The 17,709-nt window shown below is 70.3% G+C and carries 17 protein-coding genes; 6 read left to right on the top strand and 11 right to left on the bottom strand.

Annotated features, from left to right (window positions below):
- Positions 1-39 precede the first annotated feature (39 nt).
- Positions 40-243: an MbtH family protein gene (locus tag SSP08S_RS28370; protein ID WP_019071028.1), complete on the top strand. Its 204-nt coding sequence runs from the start codon at positions 40-42 to the stop codon at positions 241-243.
- Between the two features lie 59 nt (positions 244-302).
- Here SSP08S_RS28370 and SSP08S_RS28365 read toward each other — a convergent pair whose 3' ends face one another.
- Genes SSP08S_RS28365 through SSP08S_RS28355 form a run of 3 tightly spaced genes read right to left on the bottom strand, consistent with a single transcriptional unit; the run spans position 303 to position 4,930 of the window.
- Positions 303-1,379 carry an iron-siderophore ABC transporter substrate-binding protein gene (locus SSP08S_RS28365; RefSeq protein ID WP_019071027.1) on the bottom strand — a complete coding sequence of 359 codons (1,077 nt, stop codon included), beginning with the start codon at positions 1,377-1,379 and terminating at the stop codon, positions 303-305.
- Between the two features lie 48 nt (positions 1,380-1,427).
- Entirely contained in the window at positions 1,428-3,218 is a 1,791-nt protein-coding gene (locus SSP08S_RS28360; protein WP_019071026.1) for an ABC transporter ATP-binding protein, read from the bottom strand.
- Positions 3,215-4,930: an ABC transporter ATP-binding protein gene (locus SSP08S_RS28355; protein ID WP_019071025.1), complete on the bottom strand. Its 1,716-nt coding sequence runs from the start codon at positions 4,928-4,930 to the stop codon at positions 3,215-3,217. The genes SSP08S_RS28360 and SSP08S_RS28355 overlap by 4 nt, the downstream gene beginning before the upstream one ends.
- Before the next feature lie 219 nt (positions 4,931-5,149).
- Here SSP08S_RS28355 and SSP08S_RS28350 point away from each other — a divergent pair, with 219 nt between their 5' ends.
- A complete protein-coding gene (locus SSP08S_RS28350; RefSeq protein WP_019071024.1) occupies positions 5,150-5,794 on the top strand; it encodes a DedA family protein in 645 nt (214 codons plus the stop codon).
- A 65-nt stretch (positions 5,795-5,859) separates the two neighbouring features.
- Here the strand turns inward: SSP08S_RS28350 and SSP08S_RS28345 are convergent, their stop codons facing one another.
- Positions 5,860-6,387, bottom strand: coding sequence for a gamma carbonic anhydrase family protein (locus SSP08S_RS28345; RefSeq protein WP_019071023.1), 528 nt, complete (start codon positions 6,385-6,387; stop codon positions 5,860-5,862).
- Positions 6,388-6,495: 108 nt separating this feature from the next.
- On the opposite strand from SSP08S_RS28345, the gene SSP08S_RS28340 reads away from it, so the two are divergent.
- On the top strand, positions 6,496-7,293 hold the full coding sequence (locus SSP08S_RS28340; protein ID WP_026178891.1) for an acyltransferase: 798 nt from the start codon (positions 6,496-6,498) through the stop codon (positions 7,291-7,293).
- Between the two features lie 46 nt (positions 7,294-7,339).
- On the opposite strand, the gene SSP08S_RS28335 is transcribed toward SSP08S_RS28340, so the two are convergent.
- Positions 7,340-8,197, bottom strand: coding sequence for a DMT family transporter (locus SSP08S_RS28335; protein ID WP_019071021.1), 858 nt, complete (start codon positions 8,195-8,197; stop codon positions 7,340-7,342).
- A gap of 105 nt (positions 8,198-8,302) precedes the next feature.
- Between SSP08S_RS28335 and SSP08S_RS28330 the strand changes: the two genes are divergently transcribed.
- Together SSP08S_RS28330 and SSP08S_RS28325 are read left to right on the top strand one after the other, a co-directional pair.
- Positions 8,303-8,887 (top strand): helix-turn-helix domain-containing protein, encoded by a 585-nt coding sequence (locus SSP08S_RS28330; RefSeq protein WP_019071020.1) that lies wholly within the window; start codon positions 8,303-8,305, stop codon positions 8,885-8,887.
- Positions 8,888-8,918: 31 nt separating this feature from the next.
- Positions 8,919-9,476: a YbaK/EbsC family protein gene (locus SSP08S_RS28325; RefSeq protein WP_019071019.1), complete on the top strand. Its 558-nt coding sequence runs from the start codon at positions 8,919-8,921 to the stop codon at positions 9,474-9,476.
- A 2-nt stretch (positions 9,477-9,478) separates the two neighbouring features.
- Here the strand turns inward: SSP08S_RS28325 and SSP08S_RS28320 are convergent, their stop codons facing one another.
- Positions 9,479-10,513: a cation diffusion facilitator family transporter gene (locus SSP08S_RS28320; protein WP_019071018.1), complete on the bottom strand. Its 1,035-nt coding sequence runs from the start codon at positions 10,511-10,513 to the stop codon at positions 9,479-9,481.
- Positions 10,514-10,572: 59 nt separating this feature from the next.
- Between SSP08S_RS28320 and SSP08S_RS28315 the strand changes: the two genes are divergently transcribed.
- Entirely contained in the window at positions 10,573-10,932 is a 360-nt protein-coding gene (locus SSP08S_RS28315) for an ArsR/SmtB family transcription factor (RefSeq protein WP_019071017.1), read from the top strand.
- A 7-nt stretch (positions 10,933-10,939) separates the two neighbouring features.
- Here SSP08S_RS28315 and SSP08S_RS28310 read toward each other — a convergent pair whose 3' ends face one another.
- The 5 genes from SSP08S_RS28310 to SSP08S_RS28290 all read right to left on the bottom strand — a co-directional run bounded on the left by SSP08S_RS28310 (position 10,940) and on the right by SSP08S_RS28290 (position 17,534).
- Positions 10,940-12,160 carry a 4-hydroxybenzoate 3-monooxygenase gene (locus SSP08S_RS28310; protein WP_026178890.1) on the bottom strand — a complete coding sequence of 407 codons (1,221 nt, stop codon included), beginning with the start codon at positions 12,158-12,160 and terminating at the stop codon, positions 10,940-10,942.
- 84 nt (positions 12,161-12,244) lie between these two features.
- Positions 12,245-13,882, bottom strand: a complete 1,638-nt coding sequence (locus tag SSP08S_RS28305; protein WP_019071015.1) for an APC family permease — start codon at positions 13,880-13,882, stop codon at positions 12,245-12,247.
- A 166-nt stretch (positions 13,883-14,048) separates the two neighbouring features.
- A complete protein-coding gene (locus SSP08S_RS28300) occupies positions 14,049-14,462 on the bottom strand; it encodes a CoA-binding protein (RefSeq protein WP_019071014.1) in 414 nt (137 codons plus the stop codon).
- A gap of 70 nt (positions 14,463-14,532) precedes the next feature.
- Entirely contained in the window at positions 14,533-16,401 is a 1,869-nt protein-coding gene (locus SSP08S_RS28295) for an alpha-1,3-galactosidase-related protein (protein ID WP_026178889.1), read from the bottom strand.
- A gap of 137 nt (positions 16,402-16,538) precedes the next feature.
- Entirely contained in the window at positions 16,539-17,534 is a 996-nt protein-coding gene (locus SSP08S_RS28290) for a LacI family DNA-binding transcriptional regulator (RefSeq protein WP_019071012.1), read from the bottom strand.
- Positions 17,535-17,709: the final 175 nt, after the last annotated feature.

Here is a 17,709-nt window from a genome sequence, read left to right as displayed (position 1 = left end):
TTACCCACCACAGCGCACGAGAGGCAAGGAACCCCCGACATGAGCAACCCGTTCGAGAACCCCGAAGGCGTCTACTCCGTCCTCGTCAACGACGAGGGCCAGTACAGCCTGTGGCCGGACTTCGTGGACGTACCGGCCGGCTGGACGGTCGTGCACGGACCCGCCGCCCGGCAGGAGTGCCTGGACCACATCGAGGCCAACTGGACGGACATGCGGCCGAAGAGCCTGGTCGACGGGGTCTGAGCACACGGAAGGGGGGCCGGTCCGAGTCGTGAACTCGGGCCGGCCCCCCTTCCGTTGAGTCAGGAGGCGGGCTGCTCCACCTTCGTCGACGTCTTGCCGTCCACCGCCGCCGCGAGCTGCGGCACCAGCCGGTCCAGGACGTAGGGGATGCTCAACACGGTAGACAGGGATACCGCGTTGCCGTAGTCGCTGGTCTCCTTGACGAAGACCTCGCGGCCCTGCTTCACCACGTTCAGGTCGCCGTAGATCTTGTCGTCGTGCAGCTTGGTGACGGCCGTGGTGGTGTCGGGCACGATCCACACGGCGACCTTCTGGTCGAGCAGGTCGTAGCGCTCCTTGCTGATGTTGGCGCCGAACGTGTCACCGATGACCTTGTCGAGGTCCTTCGGGAGCGAGAAGCCCAGGTCGGACAGGAGGCGGGAGCGCGGGTCCTGGCTGCCGTAGACGAACACGCCCTCGTACGGGGTGGCCATGACGGCGGAAGCGCCGGCGAAGGCGGGGTTGGCCTTCTTGGCCGCGTCGAACTTGGCCTCGACGCCCGCCACCAGGGTCTTGGCCTCGGCGGACTTGCCGAGCGCCTGGCCGATCTCCTCGGTCTGCTGCTGCCACGGCACGCCGTAGTCGTTGTAGGCCTTCGGCTGGGCGACGACCGGCGCGAACTGCGACAGGCTCTGGTACTGGGCCTTGGTCAGGCCCGAGTAGACGGCGAGGATCAGATCGGGCTTCAGGGCGGCGATCTTCTCCACCTGCGGGCCGGTGCCGGTGTCCTTGAGGACGGTCGGCGCGGCCGCGCCGTTCAACTTGTCCGTCGCCCACGGGCCGATGGCGCCCTTGTAGCCGCCGAGCCACTCGGTCGTGCCGACCGGCACCTTGCCCAGGGCGAGCACGGCGTCCTGGTCGGTGAGGCCGACGGTGACGATGCGCTTGGGCTCGGACTTGATCGTCGTGCTGCCGAACTTGTGAGCGATCGTCACGGGGAACGCGTCGGCGGAGACCTTCGCCTCCGAACCCGCCGTCTCCGAAGAGGACGAATCGGAACCGGAGTCGGAGGAGCCGCAGCCCACCGCCGTGACGGCCAGCAGGAGTACGGAGGCGAGCAGGCCGGACAGCCGGGAGGCTCTGGTGGCGCGGGGCATCGGATGATCCTTCTGTTCGTCGCGATGGGTCGGCGGGGGGTGACGGGTTCAGGGGGTGCTGGAGGAGCGGCTGTCGGACCAGGCCTGCCAGAGCGCGGCGTACTGGCCCCGGGCGGCGAGGAGTTCGTCGTGCGTGCCGTTCTCCACGACCCGGCCGTCGCTGAGGACGACCACCCGGTCCGCGGAGGCGGCCTGGCTCAGCCGGTGCGCCACGACCAGCGCGGTACGGCCGCGCAGGGCCTGTTCGGCGGCCTCGTCGAGCTGGCGGGCGCCCGAACTGCCCGCCTCCGCCGTCGCCTCGTCGAGCACGACGACCGGCGGGTCCGCCAACAGCAGGCGGGCCAGGGCGAGTTGCTGGGCGCGGTCGGCGGTCAGCCGGTGACCGCCGTCGCCCACGACCGTGTCCAGGCCCTCCGGCAGCGCCTCGGCCCAGCCGAGCGCGCCCACCGTTTCGAGCGCCTCCCGCAGTTCCTCGATGTGCGCGTCCGGGCGGGCCAGCCGCAGATCGTCGACGAGCGGCCCGGCGAAGACATGGACCTCCTGCGTGACGAGCCCGACCAACTGCCCTGCCTCGTCCGGCTCTTCGCCGCCGACGTCGATCCGTCCGGCCTGCGGGCGGTGCAGCCCCGCGACCAGCTTGGCGAGCGTCGTCTTGCCCGCACCGGTCGTCCCGACCAGCGCGACCCGCTCCTTGGGCCGGATCTCCAGATCGACGTCGTGCAGTACCGGACGGCCCGCCACATACGCGTGCGAGACACCGGTCAGCGTCACGGACGGGGGTCCGGCGGCGGTCGTACGGTCGTCAGCACGCGCGGCGGCCACCGGCGCGGGTTCGTCCACGACCCCAACGAGCCGCGCCAGCCCGGCCGTTGCCGACTGGGCGTCGTCCAGCAGCACCAGCGCGGTGTTGACCGGCCCGAAGAGACTGTGGAAGTACAGCGCGGCCGCGGTGGCTGTACCGACCGAGGCGGAACCGTCCCGCACCAGCAGGAACCCGGTGACCAGGACGGCGGACAGCCCCAGATACTCGGCGATGTGCAGCCGACTGTAGAAGCGCAGCATCAGCCGCACCCCGCTCATCGTCAACTCCACGGCCGCGCGCGAGCGTTCGGTGACCTGCCGGGTGTGCCCCTTCTGCAGCCGGTACGCCCGTACGGTCCGCGCCCCGCCGATGGTGTCCAGCAACTGCTGCTGCTGGGTCCCGGTCGCGATGCGCTCCTTGGCGTACAGGGGAACGGCGTTGCGCACATACCAGCGCGCGGTGTGCGCCTGCACGGGCACCGCGATCAGCGCGGCGAGCAGGAAGCGCCAGTCCAGCAGGGCGAGCGCGCCCAGCGTCAGCACGATCGACAACGCGGACCGCGCCAGTTCGGGCAGCGCGCCGCGCACCGCGTCCGCGACCCGCGAAACATCGCGCGTCACACGGGAGTTGAGGTCTCCTGACCCGGCCTTCTCGATCCGGTCCAGGGGCAGCGACAGTGCCCTCTCGACGAACAGTTCGCGCAGCCGCGCGAGCGCGGTCTCCCCGAGCCGGGACACCAGCGACATGCCCAGCGCGGTCGTCACACCCTGGACCACGGCGACCCCGGCCAGCGCGACCACGGGCAGCGTGAGCGCGTCCGGGGAGCGGTGCTCGGTGACCACGTCGACGATATGGCCCAGCAGCGGCTGGGTGAGCAGTCCGACGGCCGTGGCGACCACCATCAGCCCGAACCCGGCGAAGGCCAACCCGCGCTGCGGGCGCAGGAGTTCGCGCACTGCGGCACGGGTGCGGGCGGGCGTGGCGGTGGGGAGCAGGGCGCGACCGGAATCCGTCGTCCGTATGTCTTCCGTCGTCATGCCAGCACCGCCGTCCGGTAGGTCGCGTCGGTCCGCACCAGATCCGCGTGGGTGCCCTCGGCGCCGACGCGCCCGGCGTCGAGGAGGATCACGTGGTCGGTGACGGCGAGAAGTGCCGGGCTGTTGGTCACGACGATGGTGGTCCGGCCCTGCCGGAACTCGCGCAGCCCCTCCGCGATCCGCGCCTCGGTCACCGTGTCGACGGCCGTTGTCGGGTCGTGGACGACCAGTACCGGCGCCCCGGCCCTCAACGCCCGTGCCAGCAGGACGCGTTGACGTTGCCCGCCCGACAGCGACCGGCCGCCCTCACCGACACCGGTGTCGGTCCCGTACGGCAGGGACTCGGCGACCTCGTCGGCGCGGGCGGCGGCCATGGCGCGCTCGGTGAGGGGACGGTCGCCATCCGCACCCGAAGAGGACTCCTCCTCCGGAGTCACGTTGGCCGCCAACGAGCCCTCGAACAGAGCCGCGTCATGGGCGGCGACCAGCACCGCCGCCCGAAGTCCCGTCGGATCCAGCCGGGTCAGCGGTACGCCGTCCAGCTCCACCGAACCCGACTCGGGGTCGGTCTCCCGGCCCAGGCAGCGCAACAGGGCCTCGGCGCCGGCCGGATCCGTCACCGCGATGCCGGTCAACTGCCCGGCGCGCAGGTCGAGATCGAGGCCGTCGAGGCCACCGAGCCGCACGCCCCGCAGCCGCAGGTCGCCGCGCACGGGCTCGGCCACCGGGTCGTCGCCGTCCACGACGGCGGGCCCGGCGGCGAGCACCTCCGCGACCCGGGCGGCCGAGGCGCGGCCCTGGGCCAGCTCGGCGTTGACCCAAGCGAACGTCTCCAACGGCCCCAGCAGGAACAGCGCGAGCCCCACCGCCGACACCAACTGCCCCAACGTAAGGGACCCATTGAGGGCGAGCCGTCCGCCCACCAGGGCGATCAGCGCGATGAATCCACCGGTCAGCGCGAGCACGAGCCCGGTCTGCCAGGACTCGGCACGCGCCGAACGCAGCGTGGCGGCAAGGGAGATACGACTCGTCCGCCGATACCGCTCGACAGCGGCCTGCTGAGCGCCCAGCCCCTTCAGCACCCGCAGCCCGGCCACCAGGTCGGCGGCCACACCCGAGGCATGGGCGGCCCGGTCCTGTTCGGCCTCGCTGCGCCGCTCCAACGGCTTGGACAGCAGATGCCCCAGCCACAGCAGAACAGGCGTCCCCAGCAGCACGATCAGCCCGAGTGTCACAGAGATCAGCAGCAGCGCGACGGCGCTCACGGCGACCCCGGCGATCGCCCAAATCCCGCTCATCAGCGCCATGTTGACCGCGCCGACCCGCTTGGCGTCCTCGGTGGCGACATTGGCCAGCTCACCGGGCAGCCGCCCGTCCTCGGCACCGCCGCGGGCGTCCAGCACCCGCCCGACGATCGCCAACCGCAGTGTGTGCGCGGCCTCTTCGGCCCCGCGCTCACCGGCCTTGGCGCCGAGCCGGAAACTCCACGACAGCGTCACGTACATGAGGGCCAGTACGCCGAGCCAGAGCGCCAGTCGCCCCGCGTCCTGACCGGCGACGGCCTGGTCGATGACGACACCGATGAGCACCGGCACCAGGGCTTCCCCCAGTTGGTGCACGCATCCGAGCGCCGAGCCGAGAGCGACGCGTCGTAGCTGTCCCTTGACCGAGCGCGCCAGGACGTCCCGCCCCGACAGTTCCCCTGCTCCCACCAGCCACCCTCCGGAAACCGGCCAACTTAGGCAAGGCTACCTTAAGTGAATTGCGGGAAGTGGGAGCCCTTTCTGCCCGCCCAGTAGGTAACGGAGCGGTTCCGATGCGGCCGATCGGCGGGGCGTCGACGCGTGACGCAGGGCGGTACCCTTCCCGGAGTGCGCCCTTTTGCGCGGCGCACGCCCGCAAGGCAGTTCATGAGTTCGGGAGGACCGGCGTTGCACGTCCAGGAATGGCTCGACACGGTTCCCCCGGTGGCCGTCTACGCCGTGGTGGCGCTGGTCATCGGGGTGGAGAGCCTGGGCATCCCGCTGCCGGGCGAGATCGTCCTGGTCTCGGCGGCGCTGCTCTCCTCCCAGCACTCCGGCATCAACCCGATCGTCCTCGGCGCCTGCGCCAGCCTCGGCGCGGTGATCGGCGACTCCATCGGCTACGCGATCGGCCGCAAGGGCGGACGCCCCCTGCTCGCCTGGCTGGGCAACAAGTTCCCCAGACACTTCAGCGAGGGCCATGTGGCCACCGCTGAGCGCTCGTTCGAGAAATGGGGCATGTGGGCCGTCTTCTTCGGCCGCTTCATCGCCCTGCTCCGCATCTTCGCCGGCCCGCTCGCAGGCGTACTGCACATGCCGTACTGGAAGTTCCTGACCGCCAACCTCCTCGGCGGAGTCATCTGGGCCGGCGGCACCACGGCCGTCGTCTACTACGTAGGAATCGTCGCCGAGGACTGGCTCAAGCGCTTCTCGTACTTCGGCCTGGCAGCGGCAGTACTGGTGGGCCTGGCCTCCATGCTGATGGTGAGGCGCAAGGCGCAGAAGATGTCAGCCGAGAAGAACCAACCCGAACCAGTAAACGCCGCCGAGTAGTCCGACCCAAAGGGGCGCGGGGAACTGCGCGACCAGCCACAGGCAACCCGCACCCGCCAACCGGTCTACTCATGCACCCCCTTGTGCGCCTTGGCCAACTCCGCATACATGGTCCCGTTGAGGGTCAACCCCTCCCGCTCCTCCCCGCTCAGCTCGCGCCGCACCTTCGCGGGCACCCCGGCGACCAGTGACCCCGGCGGCACCACCATCCCCTGCGGCACCAACGCCTGCGCAGCAACGAGCGAACCCGCCCCGATCACCGCCCCGTTGAGCACCGTAGCCCCCATCCCGATGAGACAGTCGTCCTCGACGGTCGCCCCATGCACAACGGCGTTGTGCCCCACGGACACCCGCTCCCCGACAGTCACCGGAAACCCGGGATCGGCATGCAACGTGCAGTTGTCCTGGATATTGCTGCTGGCTCCGACGACGATCCGCTCGACGTCACCGCGCAAAACGGCCCCGTACCAGACACTCGCGCCCGCAGACAGCGTCACGTCCCCGATCACGGACGCCGTAGGAGCCACGAACGCCGACTCATCGACCTCCGGCTCCCTGCCACCAATACCTACGATCAACGCCCTGTGCGTCATAAGACCCTCCCAACCGTCGGAGACACCCGCACCGTATGTCATGAGGTAGGGCGAAGATCACAGCGGCCGGACCTCATGGGTGCGGCTCACGCTGAGTACCGTGAGCGGGTGCCCAAGCGCAAGAACACGTTCTCAGAATGGCGCCGCCACCTCGCGCAACGCGCCGTCCACGCGAGCTGGGCCTGGGTGCAGCGCACGGGCTCCGTGACCGCCGCGCACCCGGGACGGTTCCGCTTCGGCGCGATGGGAACAGGTACCAGACTCGCCTTCCCGCTGGGCACCGTCTTCGGCGAACCGTGGATCCACCTCGGCGCCCACTGCATCGTCGGCGAACAGGTCACCCTCACCGCGGGCCTGATGCCCGACCTCGACCTCGGCCCCGACCCCATCCTGCGCCTCGGCGACGGCGTCGTCCTCGGCCGCGGCAGCCACGTCATCGCCGACACGACGGTCACCATCGGCAGCGACTGCTACTTCGGGCCGTACGTCTACGTCACCTCGACGAACCATTCCTACGACGACCCGCACGAGCCCATCGGCAAGCAGTGGCCGCGTATGGAGCCCGTCGAGATCGGCCCGGGCTGCTGGATCGGCACCGGCGCCGTGATCCTGCCGGGGGCGCGGATCGGCCGGAACGTGGTGGTGGCGGCCGGCGCGGTGGTCCGGGGCACGGTGCCCGACCACGCCGTGGTGGCGGGGGCGCCCGCACGGGTCGTACGCCGCTGGACTCCTGCGGAGGGCTGGCAGCCACCGCTGCGGACGCCGGCGCCGGTGCCGATCCCCGAGGGCATGACCCCGGACCAGTTGAATGCGCTGGCCGGCCTGGACGAGGAGACCGCGGCGCGGCTCGCCGAACTCGACGACGACACGATCGCGCGGCTGGCGGAGCTCGACGCGGAAGCCTGATCCCGCATCGGAGTGGAGGCCCGCACCGGCCCCCACCCGCCGTTGCTCACCCCGTGGCCAGCAACAACGTCCCCACCAACGCGAGCCCCGCCCCCGCAGCCTGCACCGCCCGCAACCGCTCACGCAGGAATCCGCGGGCGGCCAGCGAGGTCACCACCGGGTACAACGACGCGAGCACCGCCGCCACGGTCACCGGCCCATGCTGCGCGGCAACGGAATACGTCCCGTTGGCCGCGACATCGGCCAGCCCCACGAAGGCCAGCGCGGGCAGCGACCCCCAGCGGAACCCGCCCTCCGGGAGCGCGGTCCCGCCCCGCCGCACGGAGACGTAGAGGGCTGCCCCGCCCGTGGCCACGTTCGTCAGTCGCTGCACGAACAGGGCGAGGAACAGGCCGGTGACGGTGGTGGAGGCCTCCGCGATCAGCGCGAACACCGTGCCGAAGCCGAGCGCGGCGATCAGCGTCAGCAGGATGGTCTGCCGCTGCACGGGCGCGCCCCGCAGCTGCGGACCGCCCGCCAGGACGACCCCGGTGACGGCGACCGCGATCCCCGCCACCTGTATCAGCCCGGGCCGCTCCCCGAGGAACAGCCCGACGCCGACGGGCACGGCGACGCTCAGCGTGGCGAGCGGTGAGACGACGCCCATCGGGCCCAGCGCGAGCGCCTTGTAGAAGGACAGGAGCGCGATCGGCCCCACCAGGCCCGCCGCGAACGCGAACCACAGGCGCGGCCCGGCCTCGCTCCAGCCCCCGGTGGCGACCACGACCGCGCCGAGCACGGCCGCCGCGATCCCCTGCGACACCACGACGACCGTCAGCGCCGGGGACCTCCGGGTCAGCAGACCTCCGCCGAAGTCGGCCAGCCCCCACAGGAGGCTGGTGGCCAGGGCGAAGAATGCTGTCACGGGGTGCCTCGCAGTACAGTTCGGTGAACGATCGGTGCATCACACCGTAGTTCAGCAAAGTGAACTCTGTCATCCACAATATTGAACTGAAGGTATGGACGGAACGTGTCGGACCTCGACCTGCTGAACCAGTCCCTGGCGCGCAACGTCAAGCACTGGCGCTCGGTGCGCGGATTCACCCTGGATGTACTGGCCGCGCGGGCCGCCGTGAGCCGGGGCATGCTCATCCAGATCGAGCAGGCCCGCACCAATCCCAGCATCGGTACGGTCGTCAAGATCGGCGACGCCCTCGGGGTCAGCATCACCACCCTGCTCGACTACGAACAGGGCCCGAAGGTCCGCATCGTCCCCGCCGACCGGGCCGTACGGCTCTGGCACACCGAGGCCGGCAGCTACAACCGCCTCCTCGCCGGCACCGAGGCGCCCGGACCGCTGGAGATGTGGGACTGGCGGCTGATGCCCGGGGAGAGCAGCCCATCCGAGCCGCATCCCACCGGCACCGTCGAACTGGTCCACGTCACCACCGGCGAGCTGACCCTCACCGTGGACGGCGAGGACCACCTCGTCCCGGCCGGCGCCAGCGCCACCTTCGAGGCCAACACCCCCCACACATACGGGAATCGGGGCGAGGTGCCGATGGAGATGGTGATGGCGGTGTCCGTCCCGCCGGTGCACCGGGACGCCCCGTGAACGGCCGCCGTACGACTGTTAGCGTGCCGTCATGCGCGCACCCATCGGACACTTCGACCACGCCACCGCCGCTCCCGACTGCCTCGACGAACTGATCCGCCCGGTCGCCGAGGCCGTGCGCGGCTGGCAGGGCACCGTCCCCGCCGAGCAGATCGTCTACGTCGACACCGACCCGGAGTGGGCCGACACCGCGACCTTCGTCGAGCACTACGGCCGGGAGCTGCTGGAGCAGTCCGCGAACTGCGTGGTCGTGGCCGGGAAGCGCGGCGGCGAGACGACGCTCGCCGCCTGTGTGGTGCTGTCCACCACCCGCGCGGACGTCAACGGCCTGGTCCGCCGCCAACTCGGCGCGCGCAAGGCCTCGTTCGCCTCCATGGACACGGCGACCGGCGAGAGCGGCATGGAGTACGGCGGCATCACACCCGTCGGACTCCCCGCCGACTGGCCGGTGTTGGTGGACTCGGCGGTGGTCGACCTGCCCTATGTCCTGGTCGGCAGCGGGCGCCGTCGCGGCAAACTCCTCGTCCCCGGCAAGGCGTTCGCGGAACTTCCGGGCGCGGTCGTACTCGAAGGTCTCGGGGTCGCCTGACCTCAGGCCATGCTGTGGTGGTGGGCCAACTCCCCGTGCGGGTCCGCCTCGCCCGGCACCGGTGCCGGGTCGGCGTGCACCAGGGCCGCGGTGAGACGCGGCACCGCGTGCAGCAGCGCGTGTTCAGCCGCCACGGCGACGGCGTGGGCCTGCCGTACCGTCGCCTCCCCGTCCACGACCACCGCCACCTCGGCGCGCAGCCGGTGCCCGATCCAGCGCAGCCGCAACTCGCCCACCCCGCGCACCCCTTCGACCTCCCGGACGGCGTGCTCGGCCCGGTCCACGAGTGCGGGATCCACGGCGTCCATCACCCGCCGGAACACCTCGCGCGCCGCGTCCCGCAGCACCAGCGCGATGGCGGCGGTGATCGCCAACCCCACGAGGGGGTCGGCGAGTTGCCAGCCCAGCGCCGAACCACCCGCGCCGATCAGCACGGCCAGCGAGGTGAACCCGTCGGTACGGGCGTGCAGTCCGTCGGCGACCAGCGCGGCCGAACCGATCTCCCGCCCGACCCGGATCCGGTACCTGGCCACCCACTCGTTGCCGACGAAACCGGCCAGCGCGGCCCCCGCGACCGCCACGACATGCGTGACGGGCCGCGGATCGAGCAGCCGGTCCACCGCCGCCCAGGCCGCGAAGGCCGCGGACGCGGCGATCGTCAGCACGATCGCGATACCGGCCAGGTCCTCGGCGCGCCCGTAGCCGTACGTGAAGCGGCGGGTGGCGGCCCGGCGGCCGAGCACGAACGCGATGCCCAGCGGTACGGCCGTCAGCGCGTCCGCCGCGTTGTGCACCGTGTCGCCGAGCAGCGCGACCGACCCCGACACCACGACCACGACCGCCTGCGCCAGCGCCGTCGCACCCAGCACCGCGAGCGACACCCAGAGCGCGCGCATACCGCGGGCCGAGGACTCCAGGGCGGAGTCGAGTTTGTCGGCGGTCTCGTGGGAGTGGGGGGTGAGGAGATGCCGGACGCCCTTGGGGGAGTGGTGATGATGGTGCTCGTGATCATGGCTGTGGTGGTGCTGGTCGCTCACGTGCGTCCCCTTCCGGTGCGCGGGTGGACGTACGGCGCCCACGGGACCATTATGTGCGTATGAGCGCACGCACGCACCTATCACCTGCGCACGATGCGCATCCGCGCACGCCGAGCGAGGAACAGTTCGCGCTGGCCGCCGAACTCCTGGCCCTGCTCGGCGACCGCACCCGCCTGACCCTCCTCCACGCCCTGACGGCGGGCGAGTCCGACGTCACCACGCTCACGGAGGCGTGCGAAGCGGCCCGCCCGGCCGTCAGCCAGCACCTGGCGCGACTGCGCCTCGCGGGGCTGGTGACCACGCGCAAGGAGGGCCGCCGGGTCATCTACGCGTTGAGCGACGGTCATCTACGGCGCCTCGTCGACGAGGCGTTGAACGTGGCGGACCACCGGCTGAGCGACCGCCCGCCGCACGACTGACCGTCCGTCAGCCGGCCGGGTCCTTGCCGAGGTACGACTCCGCGAACGCGAGCCCCGCGGAAGGGGATTGGAAGACGCGGCGCAGCCGGGCGAGGGTGGTGCCCGCGAGGTACGGGTCGCCGGACGAGGCGCCGTGGTACACCTCGGAGAGCCACCGGGAGAACTCCTGGTACTCCCAGACGCGGCCGAGACAGGCCTCCGAGTAGTCGCCCAGGCCCGCTGATTCGCCCGTGGCGAGGTACGCGACGAGCGCGTCGCCGAGCAGGAACGCGTCGTGCAGGGCGAGGTTCATGCCCTTCGCGGCGATGGGCGCGGTGAGGTGGGCCGCGTCGCCCGCGAGGTAGAGCCGGCCGAACACCATCGGTTCGACAACGTAGTTGTGCATGTCGAGCACGCGCTTCTCGATCAGCCGGCCCTCGGTGAGCGGAGGGGCGCCGGTCGCGGCGAGCCGGTGCTGCAGCTCGGACCAGACGCGGTCGTCCGGCCAGTTGGCGGGGTCGTCGCCGGGCGGGCACTCCAGGTAGTAGCGGGTGACTTCGGGGCTGCGCGCCATGTGCCCGGCGAAGCCGCGCGGATGGACGCCGAACAGGACGCAGTCCGAGGACGGCGGCGCCTCGGCGAGCAGCGCGAGCCAGCCTATGCCGTAGTCGTGCCGCGCGGTACGGGCCCGCTCCGCGGGTATCGCGGCCCGGCTCACCCCGCGCGCACCGTCGCAGCCCGCGACGAAGTCCCCGTGCACGAGCTGCCGTTGACCGGTCTCGTCGGTGTACGACACCACCGGGCGGTCGGTGTCCAGGTCGTGCAGCTCGACGTCCCGCACACCGAAATGGATCTCGCCGCCGCGCACGTCCGCGTACTCCCGCACCAGGTCCGTCACCAGCAACGGCTGCGGATAGACATAGTGGTGATGCCCCGTCAACTCCGTGTAGGAGAACCGGTGCCGCTGCCCGCCGAACCGGAACTCGCACTGCGTGTGCCGCTGCGCCCGCTCCAACAGGTTCCGCGCGAGGCCCCGTTGCTCGAGTCCACGAACGGCCCACTCCTCGATCACCCCGGCCCGCGGCCGCTGTTCGATGAACTCCCTGCTCTCGGTCTCCAGGACCAGACAGTCGATTCCAGCCGCGCGCAGGATGCAGCCGACGGTGAGCCCGGCGGGACCTGCGCCCACGACGACGACCGGAAAGCGGGGAGTGGACGGCGAGTTGGGGTGGGGGGAGGCAGAAGTCACCGGCTCAGTATGACGGCGTCCCGACAACCAAGAACCGGCCGCCTGGAGGGCGGCCGGTTCGGATCGCGGGGGAGGAGGGACGGATCAGTGCGCGGGCGCGTCCGTGATCACGACCTCGTCGATGCTGCGCTCGATGTCCTCGACCGTGGACGAAGTCGCCTTGGCCCAGTAGTAGATGCCGAGGGAGAAGGCGGCGATGAGCAGGATGTCCCACCACAGCGGGATGTTGCCCTGGCCGCCGAAGCCGCCCTGCCAGGAGATCAGGCCCATGCCCAGGAGGTAGACGGGCAGCCACTGCGCGGCCTTGAAGTCCAGTCGGGGCGCGTCCGGCAGGTTGTTGCTGTGGGCGTAGTAGGCGTAGCCGCCGAGCAGGAGGTAGCCGAGCAGGATCGCCAGGCCGAGTCGCCACAGGGTGTCCCAACCCGCCCAGTAGATGATCAGGTTGGCGACCACGAACGACAGCGGGGAGATCAGCTTGCCGGCCGGCAGCCGGTACGGGCGCTCCAGGCGCGGCAGCTTGTCGGCGAAGACGCCGTAGGCCAGCGGAGCGCCCGCGTACATCAGCACGCTCGCCGAGGTGATGAAACCGACCAGCTTGTGCCAGCTGGGGAACGGCAGGAAGCAGATCACGCCGGTGATGAAGGACATGATGAGGCCGAACCACGGCACACCACGCGCGTCGGTCTTCGTGAAGATCTTCGGGGCGTAGCCGTTCTTCGCCAGGCCGTAGGAGACGCGGGAGGTGGCGGTGGTGTAGATCAGGCCGGTGCCGCCGGGGGAGATGATCGCGTCCAGGTAGAGGACCCAGGCCAGCCAGCCGAGGCCCACCATGGTGGCGACGCCGGCCCAGGGACCGCTGTCGCCCTTGAACGCGAGGTTGGCCCAGCCGTGTGCGAAGGAGCTGTGCGACAGCGCGCCGATGAACACCACCTGGAGCAGGACGTAGATGACGGCACCGATGGCGACCGAGCCGAGTGTGGCCCGCGGCAGGTCCTTCTTCGGGTTGCGGCTCTCGCCCGCCAACTGGATGGCCTGCTCGAAGCCGAGCAGCGCGAAGATGATGCCGCTGGTGCTGATCGCGGTGAGCACGCCCTTGGCGCCGAAGGGCGCGAAGCCCTCCGAGTGGAAGTTGGACGGGTGGAAGTTGCCGACGGCGACGATGAAGATCGTGCCCAGCGGGACGGCTATCTTCCACCAGGTCGCGGTGCTGTTGGTGTGCGCGAGCACCCGTACGCCGAAGAAGTTCACGGCGACGAAGGCGGCCATGAGCACGATCGCCACCAGCAGACCGCTGGTCGTCAGGGTCTTGTCGGCGTGCTGGAAGTGCTTCGCCCACGACCAGTGGCCGGCGTAGCCGATCATGGCCTCGACCTCGATCGGCGCCACGGTCGCGGCCTGGAGCCAGGAGAACCAGCCGAACGACATGCCCGCAAGGCCGCCGAACGCGTAGTGCGGGTAGCGGGCCGTACCGCCCGCCACCGGGAACATGCCGCCGAGTTCGGCGTGCACCAGCGCCAGCAGCACGATCGCGACCGCGCCGATCACCCACGAGATGATCGCCGAGGGGCCGGCCTGGATGACCGCGTCGTGCGCGCCGTACAACCACCCGGAACCGATGATCGAGCCGACGGATGCCCATGTCAGCCCGATCAGGCCGACGTCCCTCCGCAAGCCGCTCGGATCCCTGGTGGCCTCCGGAACGGACTGGTCAACGCTCACCATGTCAAGAGGCCTCTCGAAGTCAGCACGCATGCTTAACGGACGGGAGGCCTCAGGCTAGGAATGAATGAATTCTTACAGAAGTCCGTTGCCTGAAATTTTACTTGTCTTCGAAGTCTTCTTTGACATGCTCACAGGCTTCTTACAGTGCCTTCTTACTGTCTCCGCCTCAGCCGCGGCCGAGCCTCGGGATCTCGATCGCCGGGCAGCGGTCCATCACCATCTCCAGGCCCGCTGCCCGGGTCCGCTCGTACGCGGTCTCGTCGATCACGCCCAGCTGGAACCAGACGGCCTTCGCGCCCTTGGCGACCGCCTCGTCCGCGACCGCCCCGGCGAGGTCGCTGTTGACGAACACGTCGACGACGTCGACCTCGAAGGGGATGTCCGCGAGCGAGGCGTACCCCTGCTCGCCGTGCACCGTCTCCGCCTTGGGGTGGACGGGGACGACGCGCTTGCCGAAGCGCTGCAGCACCTGCGCCACGCCGTACGCCGCGCGGGACCGGTTCGAGGACAGGCCCACGACCGCCCAGGTGTCACCGGACTCGGTGAGGATCTTGCGGACCGTTGCTGAGTCGCCGTACACGCTCGGCCTCCTTGATGTGCGTGCGGAGTCTGACGCGTGGCACAACGGCGCACGGCGGGCGGGGATTCCCTCAGTCCGAGACCACGGCGGTGTTGAGGCCCTTGTCGTAGTGATTGTCGGCGATCTTGATCCCCGTGCTGCCGTGGAAGACGAACAGCGGGGAGGTGTACGGCGGCTCGTCCGGGGCGGCCAGGCGGCGGACCGTGTTGCCGGTGAAGGTGAAGCCGCCGACGCTCTTGGCGTTGACGACCGTCACATCGCCGATGTCGAAGGAGTTGTGCTCGACCGTGATGTTGTGGTGCACCGGGTTCGCCGGGTCGATGACCTGGTTGGTCGGTTCCACGAAGATCACCGGACCCGTGGGGCGGGTGAAGGAGTTGTCGCGGATCGTCAGGTGGGCCACCGGGCCGGACTCGAACCACTGGTACGCGTCGGCGGAGACGTAGATGCTCGCCATGGACATCGCGTCGAAGTGGTTGCCGCTGATCAGAACGGGCTTGCGGGTGGTGACCAGGATGCCGCGGGTCGGCACGTTGCGGAACGTGTTGCCGGAGACGACGACCGACGGGGTGGCCGTGATGTTCTCGACGACCGTGCCGCCGATCTGCACCCCGGCGGGCACCGGCCGGTCGAAGGTGACGTTCATCGTGGTCAGCGGCTTGTCGTGGTCCATGCCGCTCGGGCCGTCCACGGCCGTGACCTTCGCGTGCGGGTCCGCCACCGGCGTCATCGTGCGCTGGGTGGTGAACTCGACCTCGTCACCCGGGGCGAACTGCGGGAAACCGGCGGTCTGCGGGTGCTCGTAGGCGAGGGTGAGGGTGTTCGGACCCGGCTGCCCGACCACTTCGAGGTAGGTGCCGTGGATGTTGATCGGGTCGTCCTGCGGGCCGTCGAAGAGGCTCCGGGTGATGGAGACCCTGCCCTTCACGCCGGACATCTGCACGAAGTCCGCGAACGAGGCCGTCGAGCGGCCGGACCTCGGATCGGGCGCGAAGTTCACCTTGTCGATGGTGATGTTCTCGCTGAACTGGCCCACCACACCGAAGGATTGGAGGTAGTAGGCGTTCATCGAGCGCATCGTGACGTTCTTGGACTGCCAGATGAAGGCGCCCGGCTCCGTGCGTTCGATCAGGCGCATCTGGTAGACGAGACCGGCGTCCGACGGCTGTGACGCCGTGCTGTAGTCGATACGGATCCTGCGGTTGCCGAGGTCGGTGACCGAGGAGACGTCGTTGAACAGCGGGTTGTCGCCGCGCCAGGTCTTCTGCGCCTTCGGGTCGTGGATCTGGGTGTACTGGAGTCCGTCCTCGCCCTGCCAGTACGGCTGTCCGGTGGCCGGGCTCCTCTCGCCGAGCCAGGTGATGTGCGTGCCGTTCACCTGGTACGGGCTGCCGGCCGGGATCGACAGGACGCGGTAGGCGTGCCCGTCGCTGACACCGGCGGACGCGACGGTCGCGTCGACGACCTCGGGGGCCGCGTAGTCGAACGAGAAGTTCTGGAAGGTCACATCGGTCGAGCGGATCGACGCGAACGCCGTCTGCAGACCGTGGTAGACGAGCTTCGCGCCGCCGCCGTCGACGGTGACGTCGTGCATGTCCTCGATCAGCAGCCCGATCTTCTTGTCCCGGTAACGCTGGTCGGCGCCAACGGTGTTGGAGACATACAGCTCACGCGTCTCGGCCCGCTCCGGGTAGAGCTGATAGGTCCCCTTGGAGAAGACGATCCTGACCGGCCGCCCTTGATCGACCTTCTTCGCGTGCCGCAGCGCGGCGACCACGGCGGGCGTCGAGTCCGTCCGGCCCGTGGGATCGGCGCCGTACGCGTCGACTCTCACCACCGTCGGCGCGGGCGTCGCTCCCGACGCCGCGGCGACGGGACCCCCGCCGCCCACGAGCAGCGCGAGCGCCACCCCCAGAAACTCGAACCTAGACCGAGACATAGCCCCTCCGGAGCATTCATGAGTCGCCAAACACCCGATGAATAAACGGAGTTACGGCCGGTTCATGCCGGTCAGACTCCGACTGGAGTGTCCATAGATCCGACCTCTAGGTCAATGGTCCGGACGAGCAAGGGAGTTCAGGCTTTCGGCGCCGCCGTGCTCGCGCGGATCACCAGCTCGGGGTCGAAGAGGAGCTCGCCGACGGGGACGTCACGGTTGCCGACCAGGGCGAGGACGCCCCGGCCCGCCTCCGAGGCCAGCCGGTCGGCCGGCTGGCGGACCGTGGTGAGCGGCGGGTCGACGAAGTCCATGATCATGGAGCCGTCGTAGCCGACGACCGACACATCGCCCGGGACGTCGTACCCCTGCCGGCGCGCACCGCGGATCGCGCCCAGCGCCATGTAGTCGCTGGCCGCGACGATCGCCGTCGCGCCGCGCCCGAGCAGCGAGATCGCGGCGGACTGGCCGCCCTCCACGGTGTACGACTGCCGGACCACCCACTCCTCCGCGTCCTCGACCCCGCGCCTGGCGAGCGAGGCGACGAACCCGCTGACCCGCCGGTCGGCCGGCCGGTTGCCGACCGGTCCCGAGGCCATACCGATACGGCGGTGGCCGAGCCGGTACAGGTGGTCCACGGCGAGTTCGGCCGCGAGCAGATCGTCGGTGGAGAAGACCGGCGCCTCGCTCACGCCCTCGAAGCGGCCGTTGATCCCCACGAACGGGATCCGGCGGGAGCGCAGGAGTTCGTACGCCTGCGGATCCGCGCCCTCGATCGTGTTGCTGGCCGAGAGGAAGACCACGGCGGCCACACCCCGGTCCGCGAGAGAGGTCACGAAGTCCAACTCCTGCACCCCGCCCGGGAAGCACGGGCACAGCACCGTCTTCAGACCGTGCGGGGCGAGCACGGACTCGATCCGCTCGGCGACATCGGCGAAGAACGGGTTGGAGACCAACTCGGTGACGACCGCGACGAGTTGCCCGCGCGTCTGCCGCTCGTAGCCGAGGTCGGCCATCGCCTGCTCGACGGCCTCGCGGGTCCTGCGGGACACGCCCTGGCGCCGGTTGATGACCCGGCTGACCGTGGCCTCGCTCACCTGCGCCCGCTCCGCGACCTCGGTGATGCCGACCTTCATACGGTTCCCTCCGTCCCGACTTGCAATAGTCAGCTGAAAACTTTCAGTCCAACCTCCCGCGCAACATAGCAGCGAAACTGCGTGTCTTCCATGTTTCTTGCGCATGACCATTGAACCGCCACTTCGGCCCCTGCTAGCTTTCCGGCCACCACGCGGCGCCCATCCCGCAGTGACC

The organism is Streptomyces hokutonensis, from assembly GCF_000376565.1.
GTDB lineage: Bacteria > Actinomycetota > Actinomycetes > Streptomycetales > Streptomycetaceae > Streptomyces > Streptomyces hokutonensis.
This window is presented reverse-complemented; position numbering and strand designations above follow the sequence as displayed.

Excerpts from the sequence above, each read along its gene's own strand:
- SSP08S_RS28295 (WP_026178889.1), bottom strand. The coding sequence starts at position 16,401 with ATGTCTCGGTCTAGGTTCGAGTTTCTGGGGGTGGCGCTCGCGCTGCTC.
- SSP08S_RS28370 (WP_019071028.1), top strand. The coding sequence starts at position 40 with ATGAGCAACCCGTTCGAGAACCCCGAAGGCGTCTACTCCGTCCTCGTC.
- SSP08S_RS28365 (WP_019071027.1), bottom strand. The coding sequence starts at position 1,379 with ATGCCCCGCGCCACCAGAGCCTCCCGGCTGTCCGGCCTGCTCGCCTCC.
- SSP08S_RS28360 (WP_019071026.1), bottom strand. The coding sequence starts at position 3,218 with ATGACGACGGAAGACATACGGACGACGGATTCCGGTCGCGCCCTGCTC.
- SSP08S_RS28305 (WP_019071015.1), bottom strand. The coding sequence starts at position 13,882 with ATGGTGAGCGTTGACCAGTCCGTTCCGGAGGCCACCAGGGATCCGAGC.
- SSP08S_RS28325 (WP_019071019.1), top strand. The coding sequence starts at position 8,919 with ATGCGCGCACCCATCGGACACTTCGACCACGCCACCGCCGCTCCCGAC.
- SSP08S_RS28315 (WP_019071017.1), top strand. The coding sequence starts at position 10,573 with ATGAGCGCACGCACGCACCTATCACCTGCGCACGATGCGCATCCGCGC.
- SSP08S_RS28345 (WP_019071023.1), bottom strand. The coding sequence starts at position 6,387 with ATGACGCACAGGGCGTTGATCGTAGGTATTGGTGGCAGGGAGCCGGAG.
- SSP08S_RS28290 (WP_019071012.1), bottom strand. The coding sequence starts at position 17,534 with ATGAAGGTCGGCATCACCGAGGTCGCGGAGCGGGCGCAGGTGAGCGAG.